The organism is Streptosporangium sp. NPDC049046 (assembly GCF_040649155.1).
Taxonomy (GTDB): Bacteria; Actinomycetota; Actinomycetes; order Streptosporangiales; family Streptosporangiaceae; genus Streptosporangium.
Map to the genome: position 1 here is coordinate 20,781 of NZ_JBEZEZ010000051.1, position 20,160 is coordinate 40,940.

Below are 20,160 nucleotides of genomic sequence, written 5' to 3' on the forward strand. Positions count from 1 at the left end.
CTCCCCTGCTCTCGAAAGATCATTTTCCTCAAGATCGCGATGATGGGATATGATCATCCCATCGAGATCATCGCGATCCGTCACCCCGCGATTTCGCCGCGTGTTCGCTGCTCCCCGCGGAGGTCTGCTGATTGTCCTCGGCGATACCTAGGTGTTTGCATAGTATTCCGCGAATCCGCTGGCGAATTCGGCGAGGGGGTGGGAAGCGTTTCCAGCGCCCATCCCAGATCCGCACGGCCACTCACGTCCAGCTTGCGAAAAACGCTGGTGAGATGGCTTTCGACGGTGCGCAACGTGATGCGCAGGGCCTGGGCGATCTCCTGATTGGTCGCACCGGTCGCCGCGAGTTCCGCCACGCGCCCCTCTCCCGTGGTCAGCACGTTCTTGACCCCACCGGCTCCCTGGTACATCCGGCCGCCCGCGGCGACGAGCCGGCCACGGGCCTGCTCGGCCAGCCTGCGAAATCCGCACCGCACCGACAGGTGCACGGCGCGACGGAAATGTCCGCGGGCGCCCTCGCGGTCGTCCATCCGCAGCAGCGCCTCGCCCAGCAGACTCTCGGCCCTGACCAGATACCAGCGCGCCTGGGTCCCGGTCAGTGTCTCCACCGCCTCGGTGAGCGTCTCCACCCCGTCGACTCCCTCCGCGACCGCCCCCCTCGCCAGCAGGGCGAGTCCTCGGGCAGGCGCGTTCCCCCAGGCCTCGGCGAGTTCCTCGCCGTGCTCGACGAACTCTCCCGCCTCGTTCCCACGCCCCAGTTCGGCGAGGAGACAGGCCGCCTCCAGCCACCACGGCACGAACATCGGATGCCTGACGACGGCCTCGGCGAGCAGCGCACCGCACTCGGTCAGGGACGACAGCGCGCTCGCGTGATCACCTCGCGACGCCGCCAGATACGACTTCGTCATCAGCACCCGTGGATAGTCGAGAAGGTAGTCCTCCACGTCCGGCGTGCCCAGCTGGCCGAGTACGGCAGCGGCCTGGCCGAGGTCCCCCCGCCAGGCGAGCACCGCGCCCAGGGCCGTCCGCGGTGCCGTCACACTTCTCGACCACGGCTGCTCGTCCGCCAGTTTCATGGCCCTGATCGCGTCCACCAGCGCCCCGTCGAGGTTGCCCGCCTCCCCCAGGATCCACGACCGCCTGGACAGGGCCATCACCTGCCCCCAGGTGTCCCCCTGCTCCGCGCCGTGCGAGATCACCCGGCCCATGGCTCGCACCGCCTCCTCGACCTCGTCGGCGAGTGAGAGCACGTACGCGGCGGCACCGACCGCCTGGCTCCAGGAGACCTCGTCCGGGCCGCTGAGCGCCTTACGGGCCAGCGGCAGGCAGGTCCGGGACGAGAAACCCGACATGGCGAAGACCAGGGACCGCCCGGCGAGCAGTTCGCGTCCCCCGCCGGCGGACACCCCGGGGGTCCGCGACATCACCGCCCATTCCGAGACGGTCTTCGCGGTGGACCTGCGGTTCCACCCGATCAGCAACAGCGCGGACTCCACCAGCATCCGCGACTCGTGATCCCCGGTGGCCGCTCCGTCGAGTTCCGCCAGGACGGCGTTCAGCGTCGAGACCACCTCCGGTTCCCTGCCCAGCGGCGGTGCGACCCGCGACATCTGGATCGCCAGACGTGCTCTTCCCCGCACGTCGCCCGTCTCCCGCAGCCCGTCGCAGAGCATCGCGTACGCTCTCGCCGGATCGTCGTGTCCGATCAGCCGCGCGAGGTCGGCCCGCGCGCCGACGTCGGCGGGATCGGCCATCACCATCCGGCCCAGGTAGTGCGCCGCCACCTCCGCGTCCCCGTTCGACTCGGCACGGCGTGCTCCCTCCCCGAGCACGCCCCGCATCCAGGTCTCGGGAAGTGCGGGCAGCAGCGCCAGTTGCGCGCTGACCTCCTCGGCCGGACGGCCTCCGTCGTTGAGCAGCCTGGCGGCCAGTTCCCGCCGTCGGTCGAGCGCGGCGGTCGGCATGTCGTTCAGCACCGCGGTCCGCACATGACGCTCGTTCAACTCGGCCAGGCCGACGTCGATGATCTCCTCGTCGCGCAGGATCTCGATCGCGGCGGTCACCAGCGGCTCGGGGACCCCGGCCAGCATGCCCACCAGTTCCGCGTCGGAGTGCCCCAGCACCGCGAAGGCCTCCACGACCCCACGCACGTATGCCGGCCGGCGGTCGAGCGTCGCGAGCAGATGTCCGGCGTGGAGTTCGGCGCCGAGTTCGGCGGCCCTGGACTCGCCTCGGGCGTCAGGTGGCACGCCCTCCTCGCTCAGGCGCTTGAACAGCCGCGCGAGCAGTGCCAGGTTGCCCCGGCAAACACTGGTGCACAGGCGGACGAACAACTCTTTTGGCACGGTCTCCCAGCACCGCCGGGCCAGCTTCCCCGCGTCCTCCTCGGAGAGCGGCCCGAGGTCGACGACGCGGTGCCCGCGCGCGGCGACACCGGGAACCGCCCGCCCGTTCGACGGGCCGGAGCGGTGCTGAGCGAGCAGGACGAACAGCGGCAGATGATGCCCACGGTTCACCAGGAAGTCCAGCCACGCCAACGACTCCTCGTCGCACCACTGCGTGTCGTCGAGCATGAGGGCCACCGGTCCCGACACGGCCGCCTCGCCGACGCGCCGGAACAACAGGTGTGACAGCGGCACGGTGCCACCTCGCGTCGGAAGCGGCGCCCCGCCGAACAGGCTTTCCGCACCGCTCCATGGCAGGCGGGCCCCCGCGGGCGAGCAGGAGCCGCGCAGGATCGTCACTCCGACACTGCGGGCATATCGCTCAAGTGCCTCCAGCAGGGAGGTCTTCCCCGATCCCGTGGGTCCTCGCAACAGCGTCAGAGACGCCTCGCCCTCCGCGGCCCCCTCCAGCCAGGACACCAGTGTGCGGAACTCCGCTTCCCGGCCCACCGGCCTGGCCTCGCCGTGGAAGATCCGTCCCGACATGGTCACCATCTCGCTCCATCAGGTCACCGAATCTCGCCAAGAGGGGGTCGTGAGAGCCATGCGCTCTTCTTGTGCGTGGCGTGCGGGCACCGGGCCGACACCGACGTCAACGTGGCCGGGAACATTCGAGACGCCGTTGCAGGGCGTGCGGGGATCGCGCGGGCATCGACATGCCACCTCCGGACGGGCGCCCGGTCATCCACTGATCCGGTACAGCCGTGTTTCCGATGTTTTTCCGACGTTAGCTTCTAGAATCTCGCTCGGCAAAGACCTCTTTGCCGCGAGTTCATCCGAACCCCGCTTTCGCCGGGGGCGGCGCCCCTCCGGCGGGCCGCTCGTCAGGGGCCGGGCGAGCGGGGCGTGCCTTCCGTACCCACCGTCGCCCGCGACGGCCGCGCACCGTCTCACACCCGTCTTCTCGGGCCCGTCTCAGGCCCGCCTCAGGCCTGGAGCCTGGCGTAGAACCGGCTGCACTCCTCGTAGGCGGGGAGCAGACCCTGCCGCCGAGCCTCGGAGAGGGTCGGGGCCGTCGCGTCCTTGTCCGACAGCAGCGGTGTCACTCCGGCGGGCCAGTCGATCCCCAGCTCGGGGTCGAGAGGATCGATCCCGTGCTCACGCCTCGGCGCGTACCCCTCCGAGCAGAGGTACACCACGGTCGCGTCGTCGGTCAGCGCCATGAAGGCGTGACCGAGCCCCTCGGAGACGTACACGGCCCGGTGGTCCCTGTCGTCCAGGATCACCGACTCCCACCGCCCGAAGGTGGGCGATCCGACGCGGATGTCGACGACTACATCGAAAACCGCACCCTTGACACACTTGAGGTATTTGGCCTGACTCGGCGGGACGTCGGCGAAGTGCACGCCGCGCAGCGTTCCCCGGCGCGAGACCGAGTAGTTCGCCTGCGAGAGGGCGAGGGGCCGGCCGGTGGCCTCACGGAAGCTCTCCGCGCGGAACCACTCGTGGAAGCTGCCCCGATCGTCGGGGAACACCTCCGGTTCGAACACCCACGCACCCTCGATGCCGAGTGAACGCATGCCCACCTCTCCTTCCGTGACCCCGCCTCATCCGGGGAGCGGGACCCCCGGACGGCACGCGCGACGGGTGCTCCCAGCGGAGTCTCCTCCGACCATCGCCCCCTTGTGAACCCGTCGTGTTACCCCGCGAAGGCGCGTACGGTCCTTCGCGGGACCGTTCCAGTGCCGGGCGGGCGGATCGTCCCAGGTGGGCGCCCATCAGGCCGGTGACCGGCCGATCTGGCCACTTCCGGCCATCACGAGCCTCGTCCACCCGCTCGGGGGAGCGGCCGGGAAGACCGCGTTCACGATCCGCGCGACGACCCGTTCCCGAGGGGATCCTCCCCTCCCCACGGGCGCGGCACCGGGTCCCGCCGACGCCCCGACGGCCACCCGGCCAGGGGCCGCGTAGCATCGACGTTCTGCGACATTCATTAGATTTCCGCTCACGACCACACACGGACACAGAGGATCATGAACGACTCCTTCATCCCCGCCGCCCGCGCGGCAGGCGGGACCGGCCCTGGCGGCACGCCCGCACGGCGTTCCTCCCGGCCGGAGAACGACGGCGGGCGACCCGGCGGCACCGCGTCCGCTCCGGTGGAGGCGTCATGATCGACCTCCTCCGCAACCCCGTGAAGAACTACGACTGGGGTTCGCGCACGGCGATCGCCACGCTCACCGGACGCCCCTCCCCCACCGAGCTGCCCGAGGCGGAGATGTGGTTCGGCACCCACCCGTCCGGCTCCTCGTCGGTGCTTCGCCAGGGGACCTGGCACTCCCTCGCCGAGGTGGTGGCCGCCGCCCCCGAGACAGAGCTGGGCGGGAAGACCGTCGAGCGGTTCGGCTCGCGGTTGCCGTACCTGCTGAAGCTGATCGCCGTGGACCTGCCGCTCTCGCTCCAGGTTCACCCCTCCCAGGAGCAGGCCAGGGAAGGGCACGCCCGGGGCACCTACGTCGACCCCTTCCCCAAGCCCGAGCTGATCTGCGCGCTGACCCCGTTCACCGCGCTGGCCGGGTTCCGTCCTCCCGAGGAGGCCGCGGTCCTCATCGGCGGGCTGGGCGTACCGGAGCTGGAGCCCGTCGTCGCGCCGCTGGCGGCCGGAGACGCCTCCGCCGCGCTCCGCGTCCTGGTGGAGTGGCCGAAAGACGGCAGAGCCGATCTCGTGGCCGACATCGCGCGGGCCGCCTCCTTCGTCGGAGGCCCCGAGAACGAGCTGGTCGTACGCCTGACGGAGATCCACCCGGAAGACCCCGCCTGCCTGGCCCCGCTGTTCCTGCGGCGCCACGAGCTGCGGCCCGGTGAGGCGCTCTTCCTGGGCGCCGGGGTCCTGCACTGCTATCTGAGCGGGTTCGGCGTGGAGATCATGGGCGGCTCCGACAACGTGCTGCGCGCCGGGCTGACCGGCAAGCCGATGGACGTGGAGGAGCTGCTGCGGGTCACCGACCCCTCGCTTCCGGCCCTCCAGGTCGAGCCGGTCGGCGATCTCTACCGCACCCCCGCCCCCGAGTTCCGCCTCGGTACGGCCGTCCCCGGTTCCGGCCTCACCCTGCAGGGCGGCGTGCCGCGCATCCTGTTGTGCACCGAGGGCGAGGTCGAGACCGGCGGGCACCCCCTGCGGGCCGGCGAGTCGGTCTTCGTCTCCGCCGCCCAGGGACCCGTCGAGTTGCGCGGCCCGGGAACGGTCTTCTGGGCGGAGCCGGGGATCGACTAGGCGCCTGACCAGCGGATCGCGCCCGCCCGCCCCTCCCTCGTGAGGCCGCGGGCGGGCGCGATCCACGGCGGGCGGGCGCCCTCGCGTCCATACCGGCCTGCTATGGCGGATAACCCCCGGGGTGGTCGGGGCGTCCCCACCAGCGAGGCTGGAGGTATCCGATGACACCGTCCGAAGACCTCACGGATCCAGACCTCCGTCTGGAGCTGATCCTGGTCGAGGTACTGCACCACGAAGCCGAGCACCTCGCGACCGGCTGAGCGTCCCGGTCCCGGCTCCAACGGGGGGAGCCGGGACCGGACGCGTCGAAGGACAGGGGCCAAGCTGCGGTAGGGGACGGAGATTTTTCGATCAAGGCCGGTGTGGAGCCGGGTGACCGGCGTGCGAGGAGTCCTACAAGGGCGTTGAGACCGTGACGGTCACGGCCCGTAGAACACAGGAGGAACCTCCGTGCGACGCTTCTTCACCGGGATCGGCTACCTCGCCGCCCTGGCGGTGATCGCCACCATGATGGCCGCACCCGCTCAGGCCACGGCCACCACCCGCGCCTGCTCGATGCCCTTCTCCGCCCAGACCGACGCGCCGTCGCGGGCCACCACGGTCGAGCCGGCCTACTTCACGATGACGACCGTCGGCTCGCGCCTGCCGTTCGTCATCAAGCTCACCGACGCCGAGAAGATAGAACACGCCCGGCGGATCATCAGCGGCAAGGAGACCGAGAGGACGCACGTCCTGGGCCGGATCATCAAGACGCGGGCCCCGTACAACCCCTCCTACGGCTTCCACCTCGATCCGAACACGATCGACTTCTTCCAGGTGGCCATCGAGGTCTGTGACGCGTCGCTCCCGTACGTCGAGGAGCATCTCGACGAGGCGTGCGGCGCCTTCCTGCCCGGCTGCTTCTTCTGCCCCTGGACCTCCAAGCTCGTCGCCGAGGTCTCCGCCCCCTGACCATCGCCACGGGTTCGCGGCCCGCCGTGGTCATCGTCTCCCCTCGGGGAGACGATGACCACGATCGGAGCCGGTCCCTCCCAGCCTGCCGCGTACGGCCGTCAGAGCGCCGGGATCGTCCTCAGGTTTCCCGGTCGCGCGATGTCGTTGACTCCAGCACCCTTTTCGCCTTCGCCATCAGGGTGAGCGCCACCACCGCGAAGGCGAGCGCGAGCAGGGTGAAGAGGGTGAGCGACAGTTCGTCCGTCCGCTCCAGCAGCCGGGGCGACGCGGTCGAGACGGCGAACAGCGCGAAGAACAGCAGCGACCACGCGTACGGTCTCACCCGCAGGACCCCGCCCCGCCTGGAGACCATCAGCGGAACCCGGCCCTTCAGCAGCACGCGAACGCCGTGCGCGGCCATCACGCATCCGATCCCCAGCAGGGCCCAGCTGAACGCGACCGACAGTGTGTGCGCGCTCATCGGGATCGCACCTCCCTGGCCGTCGGCGGTGATCGGAGACGGCGTCTCCGATCACCGGCCGCCTGCCCCGCGAGGGGTGCGGCAAACCAGCCGTCCATACGGCGAAGCGCCCCGACGCGACCGTGGCGGCCCGGCCACCGCCGTCGTTACGCTGGGGACCCGCGCCGACGTGCATGGAGGAGCTCATGGCCGCTGGCCCGCTGGAACCGGATGACCCGCGCACGCTGGGAGCGTTCCAGGTCGTGGGGCGCCTCGGTGAGGGCGGTCAGGGCATCGTCTACGAGGGGTGGAGCGCCTCCGGCGACCGTGTCGCGATCAAGGTCCTCAAGGGCGGCACGAATCCCGACATCCGCCGCCGGCTCGCCAGGGAGCTGGAGTCGGCCCGCCGGGTGGCCCCCTTCTGCACGGCCCGGGTGCTCGCGGCGGAGCTCGACCGGCCGGACCCCTACGTGGTGAGCGAGTTCGTGGCGGGCCCCTCGCTGCAGGAACGGGTGCGTGACGACGGTCCGCTGCGCGACGGTGACCTCGAACGGCTCGCCGTCGGCACAGCCTCCGCGCTCGCGGCCATCCACGGCGCCGGGGTGGTTCACCGGGACTTCAAACCGGCCAACGTGCTCCTCGGCCCCGACGGGCCACGCGTGGTCGACTTCGGTATCGCCCGGCCCCTCGACGCCGACACGGCGTCCATGACGATGTCGGGCACCCCGCCCTACATGGCTCCCGAGCAGCTCATGGGGGTGCACGGCTCACCCGCGGCCGACGTCTTCGCCTGGGCCTCGACCATGCTCTACGCCGCGACCGGCAGGGCCCCGTTCGGCAGCGACACCGTCGCCGCGGTCTTCAACCGCATCATCAACCAGGAACCCGACCTGTCCGGCGTTCCCCAGGGCCTGCGCGAGACCCTGGCCGCCTGCCTGTCCAAGGACCCCGCGGCGCGTCCCTCGGCCCGGTCGCTTCTGGTGCGCCTGGTCGACCCCGGAGCCTCCACCGTCACGGTCCCCGACGTCGGCCCGGTGCCCAGCGCGTACGTCCCCTCCGGCTGGTCGGACCGCGCCACGAGCGGCCTGACCCATCCCGTCGAGGCCGAGCCGCCACCGGTCGTCCGGTCCGGAGTCCACCCCACGCCCACCGAACCGGCCGGTCCGGTAAGAGACACGGTAAGGGGCCCAGCAAAGGGCCCAATAAGGGACACGGCAGGGGACACGGCGCTGCTACCTCCCGGTGACGCCGGTACGGCGGGTCGTGGCACGAGGGTCCACGCGCCCCCGTACGGCGAGCGGGGCACGCGGCGGGCGAGGAACGTGGCCATCCCGGTGGCCGCCGTCGTCCTCGCGGGCTTGGCGACGGCCGGTGTGCTGTACGCGACGGGGACGATCGGAGGTTCCCCCGCGAACGGGGCGGCGCCCCGGAGCGGATCCGAGGGGACCTCCCGCCCGGCGCCGACCTCCGGATCCGGCGACACCGCCGACCGGGCACCGACCTCCGGACCTGAAGAAACCCCCGACCGGGCACCGGCCTCCGGATCGGCCTCGGCACCGCCCGCGGCTCCCGGAGGGGGCATCCCCTCGGCCTTCGCGGGAACCTGGACGGGCCAGGTCGTCTCGCAGGACGACCGCGAGCGCACCGCCGACGTCACGATCACCCTGAATCCGGGAGGATCCACCGGGACCTGGGTGTCCGGTGACTGCGAGCAGCAGGCCACGCTCACCCGCGTACGCGACACCGTGCTCAGCCTGAACGTGGCGCAGCGCGGCCAGTGCGTGAGCGGGGACATGACCCTCACGGTGCGGGACCCCCAGACGCTGGACTGCGTGAAGCAGGAGGGCGGGGGCTCGCTGGAGTACCGGGGGACCCTGCGCCGCTCCTGACCACTCGTATCCTGCGAGGTCGCCCGGCCCGCACCGCTCCCGGCCGCCCCGCCCTCCTTCGCTCGGTCGTCCCTGCCCCGCTTTTCTCCGCTCGCCCTGCCCCCGCGCCTCTTCGGAGCGCCCGCCCGCTCCTTTCCCGGTCATTCGGCCCGCCTCGCCTCTCGTCGTTCAGCCGGCGCGCACGATCTGGAAGGAGTACGACCCGGTCTTCGCCGCGGGTGACCTGACGACCAGCGCGTAGCGCCCGTCCCCGCCCGAGAGCGGCATGTCGAACTCGTTGCCGCACAGCGGGTAGGGCTGCCGGGGATCGGCGAGGCTCTTCTCCGCCGCGTCGTAGAGCTCGACGTCGATGGAGGTGCACGGCCCGCCTCCCGCGATGATCCTGATGGCCTTGGCACCGTCGGCGTCGAACTCGAAGCGGTCGATCCGTCCGGGGACATCCAGCGACCCCGCCCCCTCGGGGCTGCCCTCACCGATCTTCAGGCCGATCGTCGCGGGGAACGTGCGGACCTTCACGGTCGCGATCCTGAAGCTGTACGCCCCGATCACGTTGGTGTTCCCCCAGACCTCCAGCCGGTGGCCGCCCACCTTGGTCAGCTTGTTGCTGAGCGACGTACCCGCGCTGAAATCGACACTGGCCGGGGTCAGGGGCTCGTCGTCGACGTCGGAGAACACCTGGAACTGGATGCCGTCGCCCTCCATGTCGGCGACGTAGAACTCCCTGGCGTCGCCCAGATCCAGCGTGAACTTGTGCCTCTCCCCCGCGCGGGTCAGCTCGGCCGAGACCGTGCTGCCGTCGACGAGGGTGCCGCCCGGTTCGACGGCCGAGGAAGGCCGGTCCTGCCCGCCGGTCTCCGCCTGCTCGGGAGTGCTTTCCGGCTGGGCCGGGGGGTCGCTCTCGGCGGGCGCGGTGGTCGCCTCGCTCGTCACCTGCGCGGGGGCGGCCGCGCCGTCCCCGGCCTGGCCGCCGGTGAGACCGCAACCGGTGAACGCCACCAGGGCGAGGACGAGGAGGACAAGGAAGGCACCGTGCCGGACGGGGGCGGCAAGGCGTGAGGGGAGGTTCTTCATGGAAGCCATTCTTGGAAGCCCGCTTACAACCTGGTTGCCCGTCACTTTCTCATTCCCCGAGCGGCCTTTCGCGGGTTTCGCGCTTCCGGCACCTCCGTCGGTTCCGGTCTTTCCCGGGTCGACACCCGTCAGGAGGCACTCGATCACGTGGACGACACCCGGTGGTCACCCTCGCGCCGGGCGGGCGTCGTGGGCGATGAGCAGGTACGGCCGGATCGGACAACGTTGTCAACGTGGCGGACGGCCTGTCGGTATGGTTCGGGTATGACCAGCGATGGCGGCCGTGCGAGGCGGCCCACCATGGTGGACGTGGCGGCCCTGGCCGGGGTGAGCCTGAAGACCGTCTCGCGGGTCGTGAACAACGCTCCGCACGTACAGCCCGAGTTGGTCGAGCGGGTGCTCACCGCCGTGGCCGAACTCGGCTTCCGCCGCAACCACCTGGCCAGCTCGCTGCGTTCCGGGCAGGCGACCGCCACGATCGGGTTGCTGATCGAGGAGATCGCGAACCCTTTCTACGCGACGATCGCGGGAGCCGCCGCCGAGGTCGCCGGGCACCACGGCACGATGCTCATCATCGCCAGTTCCGAGGAGGATCCGGCGCGCGAGCGGCAACTGCTGCGGGACATGTGCGCCCGCCGCGTCGACGGGCTGCTCGTGGTGCCGGCCGGTGAGGACCACTCGTTCCTGCGCGCCGAGGTCGAGCTCGGCACCCCCGTGGTCTTTCTCGACCGTCCGGCGGGCGGACTGCTCGCCGACACGGTGCTGCTCGACAACCGCGGGGGCGCGCGGGCCGGGGTGTGCCGGCTCGTCGAGGCGGGCCATCGGCGGATCGGGGTCCTGCTCGACTCGATCGGCGTCCACACGATGCGCGAGCGGCTCGACGGCGCGCGAGACGCGCTGACCTCGGCCGGCACGCCGTACGACACCGGGCTGGTCCGCGACGGCGTCCGCGACCCGGCCGCGGCGGCCCGGGCCGTCTCCGAACTGCTCGACCTGCCGGATCCGCCGACCGCCTTCTTCAGCCTGAACAACCGGATCACCCTCGGCGCGGTCGGGGAACTGCACCGGCGCGGCAGCGACGCCGCGCTGCTCGGGTTCGACGACTTCGACATGGCCGCTCTGGTGCCGTACCCGCTGACGGTGATCGCCTATGACACCCGTGAGCTGGCCAGGACCGCCGCCGAGTTGCTGTTCCGGCGGATCGGCGGGGATCGGTCGTGGCCGCGCACCGTGGTGCTTCCCACCGAGCTGGTCGAGCGGGGCATCCCGCCGCGCTGAGTTCCGGCGGCCGGTTCCCTACCGGGCTGCGGGCCGGCGTGACGGAGAGGGAGCCGATCCCGCGAGCCGCGGATCATGGGCACGCGCCCCCGATTCGATCTCTCGGAGCCGGGGGTGCGTGCGTCTCACGGGGTCACGCGTACAGGAAGTAGTAGCTGTACCGGCTCTCCCACTCGCATGAGTAGTCGTTCCACCAGTCCTCGGTGATGCCGTGGGTTCCGATCCGCTCGCACTCCGCGTGCTCCTTGAAGACACCCGCCAGCCTCTCGGCGTGCGCCGGGGCGGCACCGGTCGTCAGCGAAACTCCGAGGACCATGACGGCCGAGACGAGAACAGCGCGTACCTTTCGCATTCGTCCTCCTGTGACTGGGGAGATCATGAAGGTGAACATTATCACTCGGCCCGCACCAGAGAAGATCATCGCACTCGAATCATTCGCGGGACGGGGATGAAACTTTCATCGGTCTTGTCACCGGCCGCACATGTTTCGCGGATGTTTACCGACGGTAAATCCCATGCCACCCGCCCTCGAAGGTCCAGCCGCTGTCCAATTCCCGACATGGCGGCCTTGAAAGGCCTCGCGGGCGCGTATCCGACCGCCTGTGCATGCCATAGATGATCTGACCTGTCTTCGCACCACCTGATCCTCAAAGTACGATTTATGCCCCTCATCCTGTTCTATTGGAACGATGCATCGAAAACTTTGACCACCATCACTTACGTGTCATATCGTCGCCCCGCCCATATCGATGTGAGCCGCGACACTCGAACAGGACGTTGTTCTCGCAGGCGCTACGGTCGGCCTGCTGATCGAGGTCGCCACGGCGCGAGAGGAAACACGGACGGTCACCGGGGACGAGCGGCGAGCATCCGACCAACCGGAGTCGTACCATGCAAGCTCGAATCCGCACGGCCGCGATCGTCGGCATGGCGATGACCATGCTGGCCGTCGTCGGCGTGTCAGCAGTCTTCGCGCCACCGGCTCACGCCACGCAGGTGATCACCGACATCGCCTACGCGCCCGCGCAACCGGCCGGTAGCAAGGGGCATCTGCTGGACCTCTACCTGCCCTCCACCGGAATCACGCCCCGGCCGCTACTGATCTGGCACACCGGCTCGGCGTGGACGAGTGACGACGGCAAGGCCGGCGCGGACGCGATCGCGGACATCTTCACCCCCCTGGGCTTCGCCGTGGCCGGGGTCAGCGTCCGCTCCAGCGCCCAAGCGATCTTCCCGGCCCAGGTGCACGACATCAAGGCGGCCATCCGCTGGCTGCGCGCGAACGCCGCCACGTACCAGCTCGACCCCAATCGATTCGCGATCATGGGCGACTCCTCGGGCGGCTGGCTGACCGAGATGGCCACCTTCTCCGGTGGCGTGGCCGCACTGGAGGGCACCGTCGGCACGACCGGCGTCTCCAGCGCGGTGCAGGCAGGACTCGCCTTCTTCAGTCCGACCGACTTCCTGCAGATGAACACGCAGAACCTGCCGACCGGCGGGCTCGACCACAACTCCCCCGCCTCCCCCGAGTCCCTCCTGGTCGGCTGCCCGATCCAGACCTGTCCGGCCACGGTGGCCCAGGCCAATCCGATGACCTACGTCGACAGCAACGACCCGCCGCTGATGTTCATGCACGGCCAGGCCGACTTCCTGGTACCGCACGGGCAGAGCCTCCTGCTCTACAACAGGATCAAGGCCCAGTGCGGCAGGGCCACGTTCATCTCGGTGCCCGGCGCGGACCACATGATGCCCCAGATCATGGACCCCGCCCGGCACGGCCTGCAGACCGTCCGCACCACCGCCAACTGCTCCGAGACCGTCGGCACCGGTACGTTGAACCCCACCTGGGCCAACTTCACGACCTTCCTGCGCGGCGGACTCAAGATGGGCACCTCCTGCGAGGTCACCTACACCACCGGCGCCTGGAACGGCGCCTTCAACGGCAGCGCGACCATCAGGAACACCGGCACCACCCCCATCGAGGGCTGGACCCTGACGTGGACCTGGCCGGGCAACCAGCAGATCACGAGCGCCTGGAACGCCACGGTGACCCAGGCCGGTACCCAGGTGACCGCCCGTGACGCCGGCCATAACTCCTACATCGGCCCCAGTTCAAGCCAGAGCCTCGGTTTCTCGGCGACCGCCACCGGGACGAACGGCATTCCGGCCCAGTTCAAACTCAACAACCTCGTCTGCACGAGAGTGCCCGCCTGAGACGACGTGCCGGGTCCGAGCCGAACGGCGAGGGCCCGGCACCGTTCTCCTGTCGCCCGGATTCCCAAGAATTACATTCTGGGAAACCGTGACCTGGAGCGGAAAGGCGCATTTCCAGAGTTGAATACATTCCGTCGGAACCCGATCACGGAATGTCACCGACCGGCCGCTCACGTCCATATTGCTTTCCGCAACGGTCCGCCCCTATTGTTGCCCCCGACGGCCGCCGGCCCATTTCCCGCTTTTCATTGCCCGGCCGCAGGTCACTTGATATCCCGTGACCCGAAATAAATCGGATAAGCCGTCTTCCGCTGCCAGAAGGCCGTTGTCCGGGATCGTCGATGAGTTAGGGGACGTGTGCGTACATCCAACATATTCGTCAGGAGCCTCGGCGTTTATGTGCCTGACAGTGTGAGCGTCGAGCAGGCGGTTCGTGAGGGCTGGTACCCGGCCGAGGAGGTCGAGAGGTTCCAGCAGATCGGCGCGGCGGTGGCCGGCGACATGCCCGCGCCCGAGATGGCACGGCTCGCGGTCCTGGACGCGTACGACCGCTGGGGTGAGTCCTCCCCGCGCGACCTCGACCTGCTGCTCTACCCGTCGGTCTGGCACCAGGGCCCGAACGGCTGGCAGCCCCAGCACTACCTGCAGATGCACCTCCTCGGTGGGAACGTTCCCGCGTTCGAGATCCGGAGCGGCTGTGTGGGGATGATCAGCTCGCTCGAACTGGCGGCGAGCTATCTGCAGGCCGACGCGGACCGGAAGACGGCGATGGTCGTCTCCTCGGACAACCACGGCACCCCGCTGGTGGACCGCTGGCGGATGACCCCCGGGGCGCTGATCGGCGACGCCGCGGCCGCGCTCCTCCTCGGCAAGGACTACGGCATGGCCGAGCTCCTCTCGGTGAACGCGACGGTGATCCCGGAGGCCGACGCGGTCAACGACGGCGCCTACCCCCTCTTCCCCCCGGACGCCACCGTCGGCAGAGGGCTGAGCTTCGGCGACCGGCACGAGGAGTTCCGCCAGAGGCTGCTCAAGAAGCAGGGAACCGGGATCCACCTCACGATCCAGAAGACGATGATGCAGCAGGTCGAGAAGACCCTGGACGAGGCGGGGATCGAGCTCTCCGACATCACGCGGGTGGCGTTGCCGCACGGCCGCCGCGAGGACCTGGACGGGCAGATGTCCTGGCTGGGCATCGAGGAGGACCAGACGACCTGGGACTACGGAAGGCGCGTGGGCCACTGCGGCGCGGTGGACCAGTTCATCGCCTTCGAGCATCTCGTCGCGACCGGCGGGCTCGTGGCCGGCGATCACCTGCTCACGGTCGGTTTCGGCTCGGGAACGTCCGTCGCCGCGGCGATCTTCAGGGTCCTGGCCACCTCTCCCGTCACGACAGGGGCACGCGCATGACCGATCTCACGCGAAGGCTGGTCGACTTCATCCAGGAGAACCTCGTCCTGGACGGCGACGACATCAAGGTCGACGAGACGACCCCGCTCCTGCTGTCGGGGCTCCTGGACTCCCTGCGGACCGCGCGGCTGCTGAACTTCCTCCGCAAGGACGTCGGCGTCCCGATCCCCGCCGCGAGGCTCGACCCGGAGAACTTCAAGGACGTCGTGACCATCGTGGCGATGGTCGAAGAACTCGAATCCGTCTAGCCGGGCGAGGGCAGAGTCATGCAGTTGGCGGACACCTACATCAGCGGGGTGGGAGCCTTCCTCCCCCGGACCGTCGTCAGCGTCGAGAAAGCCGTCGCCAAAGGCTGGTACCCGGCGCAGGAGGCCGAGCTGCACAACCTGGCCGGGGCGGTGGTGGCCGGTGACGTACCGGCTCCGGAGATGGCCCTGCACGCGGCGCGGAGCGCGCTCAAGCGCAGCGGGCGCGCGCCGGGCGACCTGGATCTTCTCCTGTACGCCTCGACGTGGCACCAGGGTCCCGACGGCTGGCCCCCGCACTCCTACCTGCAGCGCCACCTCGTCGGCGGGGACGTCCTGGCCACCGAGATCCGGCAGGGCTGCAACGGGATGTTCATCGCCCTGGAGCTCGCGGCCGGCCACCTGGACGCCGTACCCGGCAGGCAGGCCGCCCTGCTGGTCGCCGCCGACAACTACGGCACCCCGCTGATGGACCGGTGGCGGATGGGTCCCGGCTACATCGGCGGGGACGCCGCCGCCGCGCTCGTGCTCACCAAGGGGACGGGTTTCGCGCGCCTGACGTCGGTCTGCACGACGACGGTGACCGAGGCCGAGGAGCTCCACCGGGGCAGCGAGCCTCTCTTCCCTCCGGGCGTCACGGTCGGGCGCCGGATGAGCTTCGCCGCCAGGAACGAGCAGTTCAGGCAGCAGGTCATGCCCAAGGGCGAGGCCACCACGGCGCTGTTCAAGATCCAGCGGGCGCTGATGGAGGTCGTCGAGCGCGCGTTGACCGAGAGCGGGATCGAGGCCGGCGACCTCACCAGGGTGGCGTTCATGAACTACTCGGAGGAGATCGTCGAACAGCGGTGCATGGCCATGCTCGACCTGCCCATGTCCCGCTCGACCTGGGACTACGGTCGCACCATCGGCCACTGCGGTGCCGCCGACCAGACCCTCTCCCTCGACCACCTGCTCCTGACCGGGCAGCTGGGCCCCGGCGACCACGTGCTGATGCTCGGCACCGGGCCGGGAGTGACCGTCTCCGGCGCCGTCATCAAGATCATCGACAATCCTCAGTGGGTCTGAAGTGGGTCTGACCGAAGGGAAACGAACGCAGATGGCCGACAGTACGCGCGGAGTCCAGGTGGAACCAGTGGCGGTGATCGGGATCGGATGCCGCCTTCCCGGCGACGCCCGCTCACCGGACGAGTTCTGGGACCTGCTGCGTGCCGGCCGGAACACGACCGGGCCGCTGCCCGCGGAACGCTGGCTCCCGTACGAGAACCGAAGCCCCGAGCACGCCGCCTCGCTGCGCGACGCCGTACGTCACGGCAGCTTCCTCGACGACATCGAGGGCTTCGACGCGGAGTTCTTCGGCCTGTCGCCCCGCGAGGCCGAGCTGATGGACCCGCAGCAGCGGATCCTGATGGAGACCGCGTGGGAGGCCCTGGAGAACGCCGGCCTGCCGCCGCACGAACTGACCGGCACCGACGCCGGGGTGTTCATCGGGGTCTGCACCGCCGACTACGGAGGCCGCCTCCTCGAGGAACTGCCCCAGATCGAGGCGTGGACCGGGATCGGCGCCGCGACCTGCGCCGTCGCCAATCGCATCTCCTACTCCCTGGACCTGCGCGGCCCCAGCATGGCGATCGACACCGCCTGCTCGGCGTCGCTGGTCTCGCTGCACCTGGCCGCCCAGAGCCTGCGGCTCGGCGAGAGCGACGTCGCCCTCGCCGGCGGCGTGAACCTGCTGGTCACCCCGGGTCAGACTCTCACGCTCGGCACGGCGGGAGCCCTCGCCCCCGACGGGCGGTCCAAGTCGTTCGACGCCTCGGCCGACGGCTACGGACGCGGCGAGGGCTGCGGCGTGGTCGTGCTCAAGCGGCTGTCGGACGCCCGGCGCGACGGTGACCGGATCCTCGCGCTCGTCATCGGCAGCGCCGTGAACCAGGACGGGCACACCAACGGCATCATGGCGCCGTGCGGACAGGCCCAGGAACACGTGATGATCCGGGCCTGCCGGCAGGCGGGCATCGCACCGTCCACCGTCGACTACATCGAGGCGCACGGCACGGGCACCCGGCTCGGCGACCCGCTTGAGGCGGGAGCGCTCTCCTCCGTGTACGGCACGCCGCGGCCCCCCGGCGACCCGTGCCTCGTCGGCTCCGTGAAGTCCAACATCGGTCACCTCGAGGGCGCCGCCGGCATCGCCGGCGTCATCAAGGCGGTGCTCGCCCTCCACCGCGGTGAGATCCCGCCGAGCGTGCTGGACACCCTGAACCCGTCCATCCCGTGGGAGACCTCGGGCCTTCGCGTGGTGACCGAGCAATCGGCCTGGCCCGAGCGCGACCACCCCCGCCGGGCGGGCGTCTCCAGCTTCGGGTACGGCGGCACGGTCGCGCACATCGTGCTCGAACAGGCCCCCGCGGCCCAGGAGGCTCCCCGGGGCGAGGAAGGCGGGGAGCGGCTGTTCCCGCTGTCGGCCGCCTCGGAACAGGCGCTGCGGCAGTACGCGGGCAAGCTCGCCGACCGCCTCGACCAAGGGCTCGACCTGGCGTCGGCGGGGCACACGCTCGCGCTCCGGCGCACCCATCTGGCCCGTCGCGCCGTCGTGATCGGGGCGGACGGGAACGAGCTCGCGGCCGGTCTGCGCAGGCTCGCCGATGACGTGCCCGCCGAGAGCGTCATCACCGGCGACGTGCTGCCCGAGCTCGGCCCCGGGCCGGTCTGGGTCTTCTCCGGCCAGGGCTGCCAGTGGCGCGGCATGGGACGGGAACTGCTCGCCGTGCCGGAGTTCGCGTCCCTCGTCGACGAGGTGGAGCCGATCTTCGTCGAGGAGATCGGCTTCTCGCCCCGGCAGGTCCTCGCCGACGGCGATCTCGACACCATCGACCGCGTGCAGACCATGATCTTCGTGATGCAGCTGGGCCTCGCCAGGCTCTGGAACGCGTACGGGGTCACTCCGAAGGCCGTCATCGGCCACTCCGTCGGCGAGATCGCGGCGGCGGTGACGGCCGGCGCGATGACCGTCGCCGACGGCGCCCGCCTGATCTGCCGCCGCTCCCGGCTGCTGCGCCAGGTCGAGGGCGAGGGGGCGATGGCGATGGTCGACCTGTCGTTCGAGGAGGCGGCGGAGCGGCTCGCCGGCCGTACCGACCTGGTGGCCGCGATCTCGTCGGCCCCCGGTTCCACCGTGCTGTCCGGCGACGTCGCCGCGGTCGAGGCGGTGGTGAACGAGTGGCCCGCCGAGGGCATCGTGGTGCGGCGGGTGGCCTCCGACGTCGCCTTCCACAGCCCGCACATGGACCCGCTCGCCGTCGAACTCGCCGCCGCCGTCGCCGATCTCTCGTTCGGCGCGCCTCGCGTCCCCATGTACACGACCGCGCTGGCCGACCCCCGGTCGACGCCCGTCCTGGACGGCGCGTACTGGGCGGCGAACCTGCGAGACCCCGTGCGGCTCACCGCGGCGACGACGGCCGCGGCGCAGGACGGCCACCGCGTGTTCCTGGAGATCTCCCCCCACCCCGTGGTCGCGCACTCGGTGACCGAGACGCTCTCGGAGAACGGGTTCGACGACGTGTTCGTCGGCACGTCACTGCGCAGGAACCAGCCCGAGTCCTCGACCTTCCTCGTCGCGCTGGGCACGGCGCACTGCCACGGCGTCGAGGTGGACTGGAGCCGGCTGCAGCCGTCCGGCGGCCTGGCCGACCTGCCGCCGTACGCCTGGCAGCACCGCCGCCACTGGCGGGAGGCGTACACCGGCGACGACAACCGGGGGCACGACGTGCACTCCCACACCCTGCTCGGGGCCGGGACCGGCCTCGCGGGCAGCCGGACCCGGGTGTGGCGGACCAGCCTGGAGGACGCCAACCGGCCCTACCCGGGCAGCCACGCCCTCAACGGGGTCGAGATCGTGCCCGCCGCCGTGCTCGTCAACACGTTCCTGCACGCCGTCGAGGACGAGGACGTCACGCTCACCGACGTGGAGATGATGCATCCGCTGATGACCGCGGAACGCAGGCAGATCCAGGTCGTGCACGAGCCTCCGGCGGTGCGGCTCGCGGCCCGTACCCCGGCCGGTCCCGACGAGCCGGAACCCGCCTGGCTGGTGCACGTCACCGCGGACGTGGCCGCCCCTGGCCAGGTGAAACCCGACGTGCTGCCGGACGCGGACGCTCTCACCCCGATCGATCCCGGGTTCGTGCACAAGCGGCTCGCAGGCGTCGGCGTGCCCTCGACGGGCTTCGACTGGACGATCGAGACGCTGCTGAGCGGGGACGGCGTGCTGCGGGCCACGGTCCGCACCGGGGAGGCGGAGGGCTGGACGCCGGCGCTGGACGCGGCGATGTCCGTGGCCCCCTGCGTGTTCCCCGGCGATCCGGTGCTGCGCATGGTCGTGCACATCGACGAGATGACGCTGACCGGCGCGCCTCCCTCGACGGTGATCATCGACGCGGCCGTCGACCCTGCCGCCGAGGACACCGTCCGGGTGCTCCTCGCCGACGTGGACGGCCGGGTGGTGGGACACCTCACCGGACTCCGCTATCCGGTGATCGACGCGCCCGCCCCGGCCGAGGAGGATCTCGGTGGGCCCGCGGAGTCGTTCTCCGGTCTGGCGCCCGAGGACCTGCGCGAGCGTGTCCTGCCCGAGATCCGCGCGGAGATCGCCGCCGTGATGAGGCTCGCCCCCGAGGACCTGGCGACCAGGCGTCCCCTGGTCGAGCAGGGGCTCGACTCGGTGATGACCATCATGGTCCGGCGACGTCTGGAGAAGCGCTTCGGCCGCCGTCTCCCGGCGACCCTGCTGTGGCAGCAGCCCACCATCACCGCGATCGCGAACCACCTGGTGGAGCTTCTCACGGCTCCGGGACCGGAGGTGGCGACGGAGACCGCCGCCGAGAGCGTGCTCGCGATCGGAGGCTGAGGCCGCCGGCACCTCCGGTCCCGGAGCCGTGAGAAGCTCCACCAGGTGGTTGGCGATCGCGGTGATGGTGGGCTGCTGCCACAGCAGGGTCGCCGGGAG

The 20,160-nt window shown here is 70.6% G+C and carries 15 protein-coding genes; 10 read left to right on the plus strand and 5 right to left on the minus strand.

Translation table 11 applies throughout. From position 1 onward, the window contains the following. Window positions 1-80: 80 nt before the first annotated feature. On the minus strand, window positions 81-2,939 hold the full coding sequence (locus tag AB0B96_RS38900) for a BREX system ATP-binding domain-containing protein (RefSeq protein WP_362907093.1): 2,859 nt from the start codon (window positions 2,937-2,939) through the stop codon (window positions 81-83). Window positions 2,940-3,370: 431 nt separating this feature from the next. Beyond that, complete coding sequence (gene rfbC, locus AB0B96_RS38905; protein WP_362907095.1) at window positions 3,371-3,964, minus strand: dTDP-4-dehydrorhamnose 3,5-epimerase; 594 nt, start codon at window positions 3,962-3,964, stop codon at window positions 3,371-3,373. 453 nt (window positions 3,965-4,417) lie between these two features. Here rfbC and AB0B96_RS38910 point away from each other — a divergent pair, with 453 nt between their 5' ends. The 3 genes from AB0B96_RS38910 to AB0B96_RS38920 all read left to right on the plus strand — a co-directional run bounded on the left by AB0B96_RS38910 (window position 4,418) and on the right by AB0B96_RS38920 (window position 6,609). Next, window positions 4,418-4,558 (plus strand): hypothetical protein, encoded by a 141-nt coding sequence (locus AB0B96_RS38910; RefSeq protein ID WP_362907097.1) that lies wholly within the window; start codon window positions 4,418-4,420, stop codon window positions 4,556-4,558. After that, window positions 4,555-5,658 (plus strand): mannose-6-phosphate isomerase, class I, encoded by a 1,104-nt coding sequence (gene manA / locus AB0B96_RS38915; protein WP_362907099.1) that lies wholly within the window; start codon window positions 4,555-4,557, stop codon window positions 5,656-5,658. The genes AB0B96_RS38910 and manA overlap by 4 nt, the downstream gene beginning before the upstream one ends. Before the next feature lie 450 nt (window positions 5,659-6,108). Next, entirely contained in the window at window positions 6,109-6,609 is a 501-nt protein-coding gene (locus AB0B96_RS38920; protein ID WP_362907101.1) for a calmodulin-binding protein, read from the plus strand. A 121-nt stretch (window positions 6,610-6,730) separates the two neighbouring features. On the opposite strand, the gene AB0B96_RS38925 is transcribed toward AB0B96_RS38920, so the two are convergent. Then, window positions 6,731-7,072, minus strand: a complete 342-nt coding sequence (locus tag AB0B96_RS38925; RefSeq protein WP_362769432.1) for a hypothetical protein — start codon at window positions 7,070-7,072, stop codon at window positions 6,731-6,733. A gap of 185 nt (window positions 7,073-7,257) precedes the next feature. Here AB0B96_RS38925 and AB0B96_RS38930 point away from each other — a divergent pair, with 185 nt between their 5' ends. Continuing rightward, the gene (locus AB0B96_RS38930) at window positions 7,258-8,940 is read left to right on the plus strand and encodes a protein kinase (protein WP_362907103.1); all 1,683 of its coding nucleotides are present in this window, start codon (window positions 7,258-7,260) and stop codon (window positions 8,938-8,940) included. 168 nt (window positions 8,941-9,108) lie between these two features. On the opposite strand, the gene AB0B96_RS38935 is transcribed toward AB0B96_RS38930, so the two are convergent. Then, complete coding sequence (locus tag AB0B96_RS38935; protein WP_362907105.1) at window positions 9,109-10,011, minus strand: hypothetical protein; 903 nt, start codon at window positions 10,009-10,011, stop codon at window positions 9,109-9,111. A gap of 264 nt (window positions 10,012-10,275) precedes the next feature. Between AB0B96_RS38935 and AB0B96_RS38940 the strand changes: the two genes are divergently transcribed. Next, entirely contained in the window at window positions 10,276-11,289 is a 1,014-nt protein-coding gene (locus tag AB0B96_RS38940; protein WP_362907107.1) for a LacI family DNA-binding transcriptional regulator, read from the plus strand. Window positions 11,290-11,422: 133 nt separating this feature from the next. Here the strand turns inward: AB0B96_RS38940 and AB0B96_RS38945 are convergent, their stop codons facing one another. Next, window positions 11,423-11,641 carry a hypothetical protein gene (locus tag AB0B96_RS38945; protein ID WP_350947101.1) on the minus strand — a complete coding sequence of 73 codons (219 nt, stop codon included), beginning with the start codon at window positions 11,639-11,641 and terminating at the stop codon, window positions 11,423-11,425. A 539-nt stretch (window positions 11,642-12,180) separates the two neighbouring features. On the opposite strand from AB0B96_RS38945, the gene AB0B96_RS38950 reads away from it, so the two are divergent. The 5 genes from AB0B96_RS38950 to AB0B96_RS38970 all read left to right on the plus strand — a co-directional run bounded on the left by AB0B96_RS38950 (window position 12,181) and on the right by AB0B96_RS38970 (window position 20,061). Continuing rightward, a complete protein-coding gene (locus AB0B96_RS38950; protein ID WP_362907110.1) occupies window positions 12,181-13,503 on the plus strand; it encodes a cellulose binding domain-containing protein in 1,323 nt (440 codons plus the stop codon). A 399-nt stretch (window positions 13,504-13,902) separates the two neighbouring features. Beyond that, entirely contained in the window at window positions 13,903-14,913 is a 1,011-nt protein-coding gene (locus tag AB0B96_RS38955) for a ketoacyl-ACP synthase III family protein (RefSeq protein ID WP_362907113.1), read from the plus strand. Further along, window positions 14,910-15,161, plus strand: a complete 252-nt coding sequence (locus tag AB0B96_RS38960; RefSeq protein WP_350947098.1) for a phosphopantetheine-binding protein — start codon at window positions 14,910-14,912, stop codon at window positions 15,159-15,161. The genes AB0B96_RS38955 and AB0B96_RS38960 overlap by 4 nt, the downstream gene beginning before the upstream one ends. An 18-nt stretch (window positions 15,162-15,179) precedes the next feature. Further along, window positions 15,180-16,223 carry a ketoacyl-ACP synthase III family protein gene (locus tag AB0B96_RS38965; RefSeq protein WP_362907116.1) on the plus strand — a complete coding sequence of 348 codons (1,044 nt, stop codon included), beginning with the start codon at window positions 15,180-15,182 and terminating at the stop codon, window positions 16,221-16,223. Window positions 16,224-16,254: 31 nt separating this feature from the next. Further along, a complete protein-coding gene (locus AB0B96_RS38970; RefSeq protein WP_362907118.1) occupies window positions 16,255-20,061 on the plus strand; it encodes a beta-ketoacyl synthase N-terminal-like domain-containing protein in 3,807 nt (1,268 codons plus the stop codon). The last annotated feature ends 99 nt before the right edge of the window (window positions 20,062-20,160 follow it).

What these genes read in the sequence shown, in the direction of transcription:
- AB0B96_RS38950 (WP_362907110.1), top strand. Translation starts at nt 12,181, where the DNA reads ATGCAAGCTCGAATCCGCACGGCCGCGATCGTCGGCATGGCGATGACC.
- AB0B96_RS38930 (WP_362907103.1), top strand. Translation starts at nt 7,258, where the DNA reads ATGGCCGCTGGCCCGCTGGAACCGGATGACCCGCGCACGCTGGGAGCG.
- AB0B96_RS38940 (WP_362907107.1), top strand. Translation starts at nt 10,276, where the DNA reads ATGACCAGCGATGGCGGCCGTGCGAGGCGGCCCACCATGGTGGACGTG.
- AB0B96_RS38900 (WP_362907093.1), bottom strand. Translation starts at nt 2,939, where the DNA reads ATGGTGACCATGTCGGGACGGATCTTCCACGGCGAGGCCAGGCCGGTG.
- AB0B96_RS38910 (WP_362907097.1), top strand. Translation starts at nt 4,418, where the DNA reads ATGAACGACTCCTTCATCCCCGCCGCCCGCGCGGCAGGCGGGACCGGC.
- AB0B96_RS38970 (WP_362907118.1), top strand. Translation starts at nt 16,255, where the DNA reads ATGGCCGACAGTACGCGCGGAGTCCAGGTGGAACCAGTGGCGGTGATC.
- AB0B96_RS38960 (WP_350947098.1), top strand. Translation starts at nt 14,910, where the DNA reads ATGACCGATCTCACGCGAAGGCTGGTCGACTTCATCCAGGAGAACCTC.
- AB0B96_RS38965 (WP_362907116.1), top strand. Translation starts at nt 15,180, where the DNA reads ATGCAGTTGGCGGACACCTACATCAGCGGGGTGGGAGCCTTCCTCCCC.
- rfbC (WP_362907095.1), bottom strand. Translation starts at nt 3,964, where the DNA reads ATGCGTTCACTCGGCATCGAGGGTGCGTGGGTGTTCGAACCGGAGGTG.
- AB0B96_RS38925 (WP_362769432.1), bottom strand. Translation starts at nt 7,072, where the DNA reads ATGAGCGCGCACACACTGTCGGTCGCGTTCAGCTGGGCCCTGCTGGGG.
- AB0B96_RS38935 (WP_362907105.1), bottom strand. Translation starts at nt 10,011, where the DNA reads ATGAAGAACCTCCCCTCACGCCTTGCCGCCCCCGTCCGGCACGGTGCC.
- manA (WP_362907099.1), top strand. Translation starts at nt 4,555, where the DNA reads ATGATCGACCTCCTCCGCAACCCCGTGAAGAACTACGACTGGGGTTCG.
- AB0B96_RS38945 (WP_350947101.1), bottom strand. Translation starts at nt 11,641, where the DNA reads ATGCGAAAGGTACGCGCTGTTCTCGTCTCGGCCGTCATGGTCCTCGGA.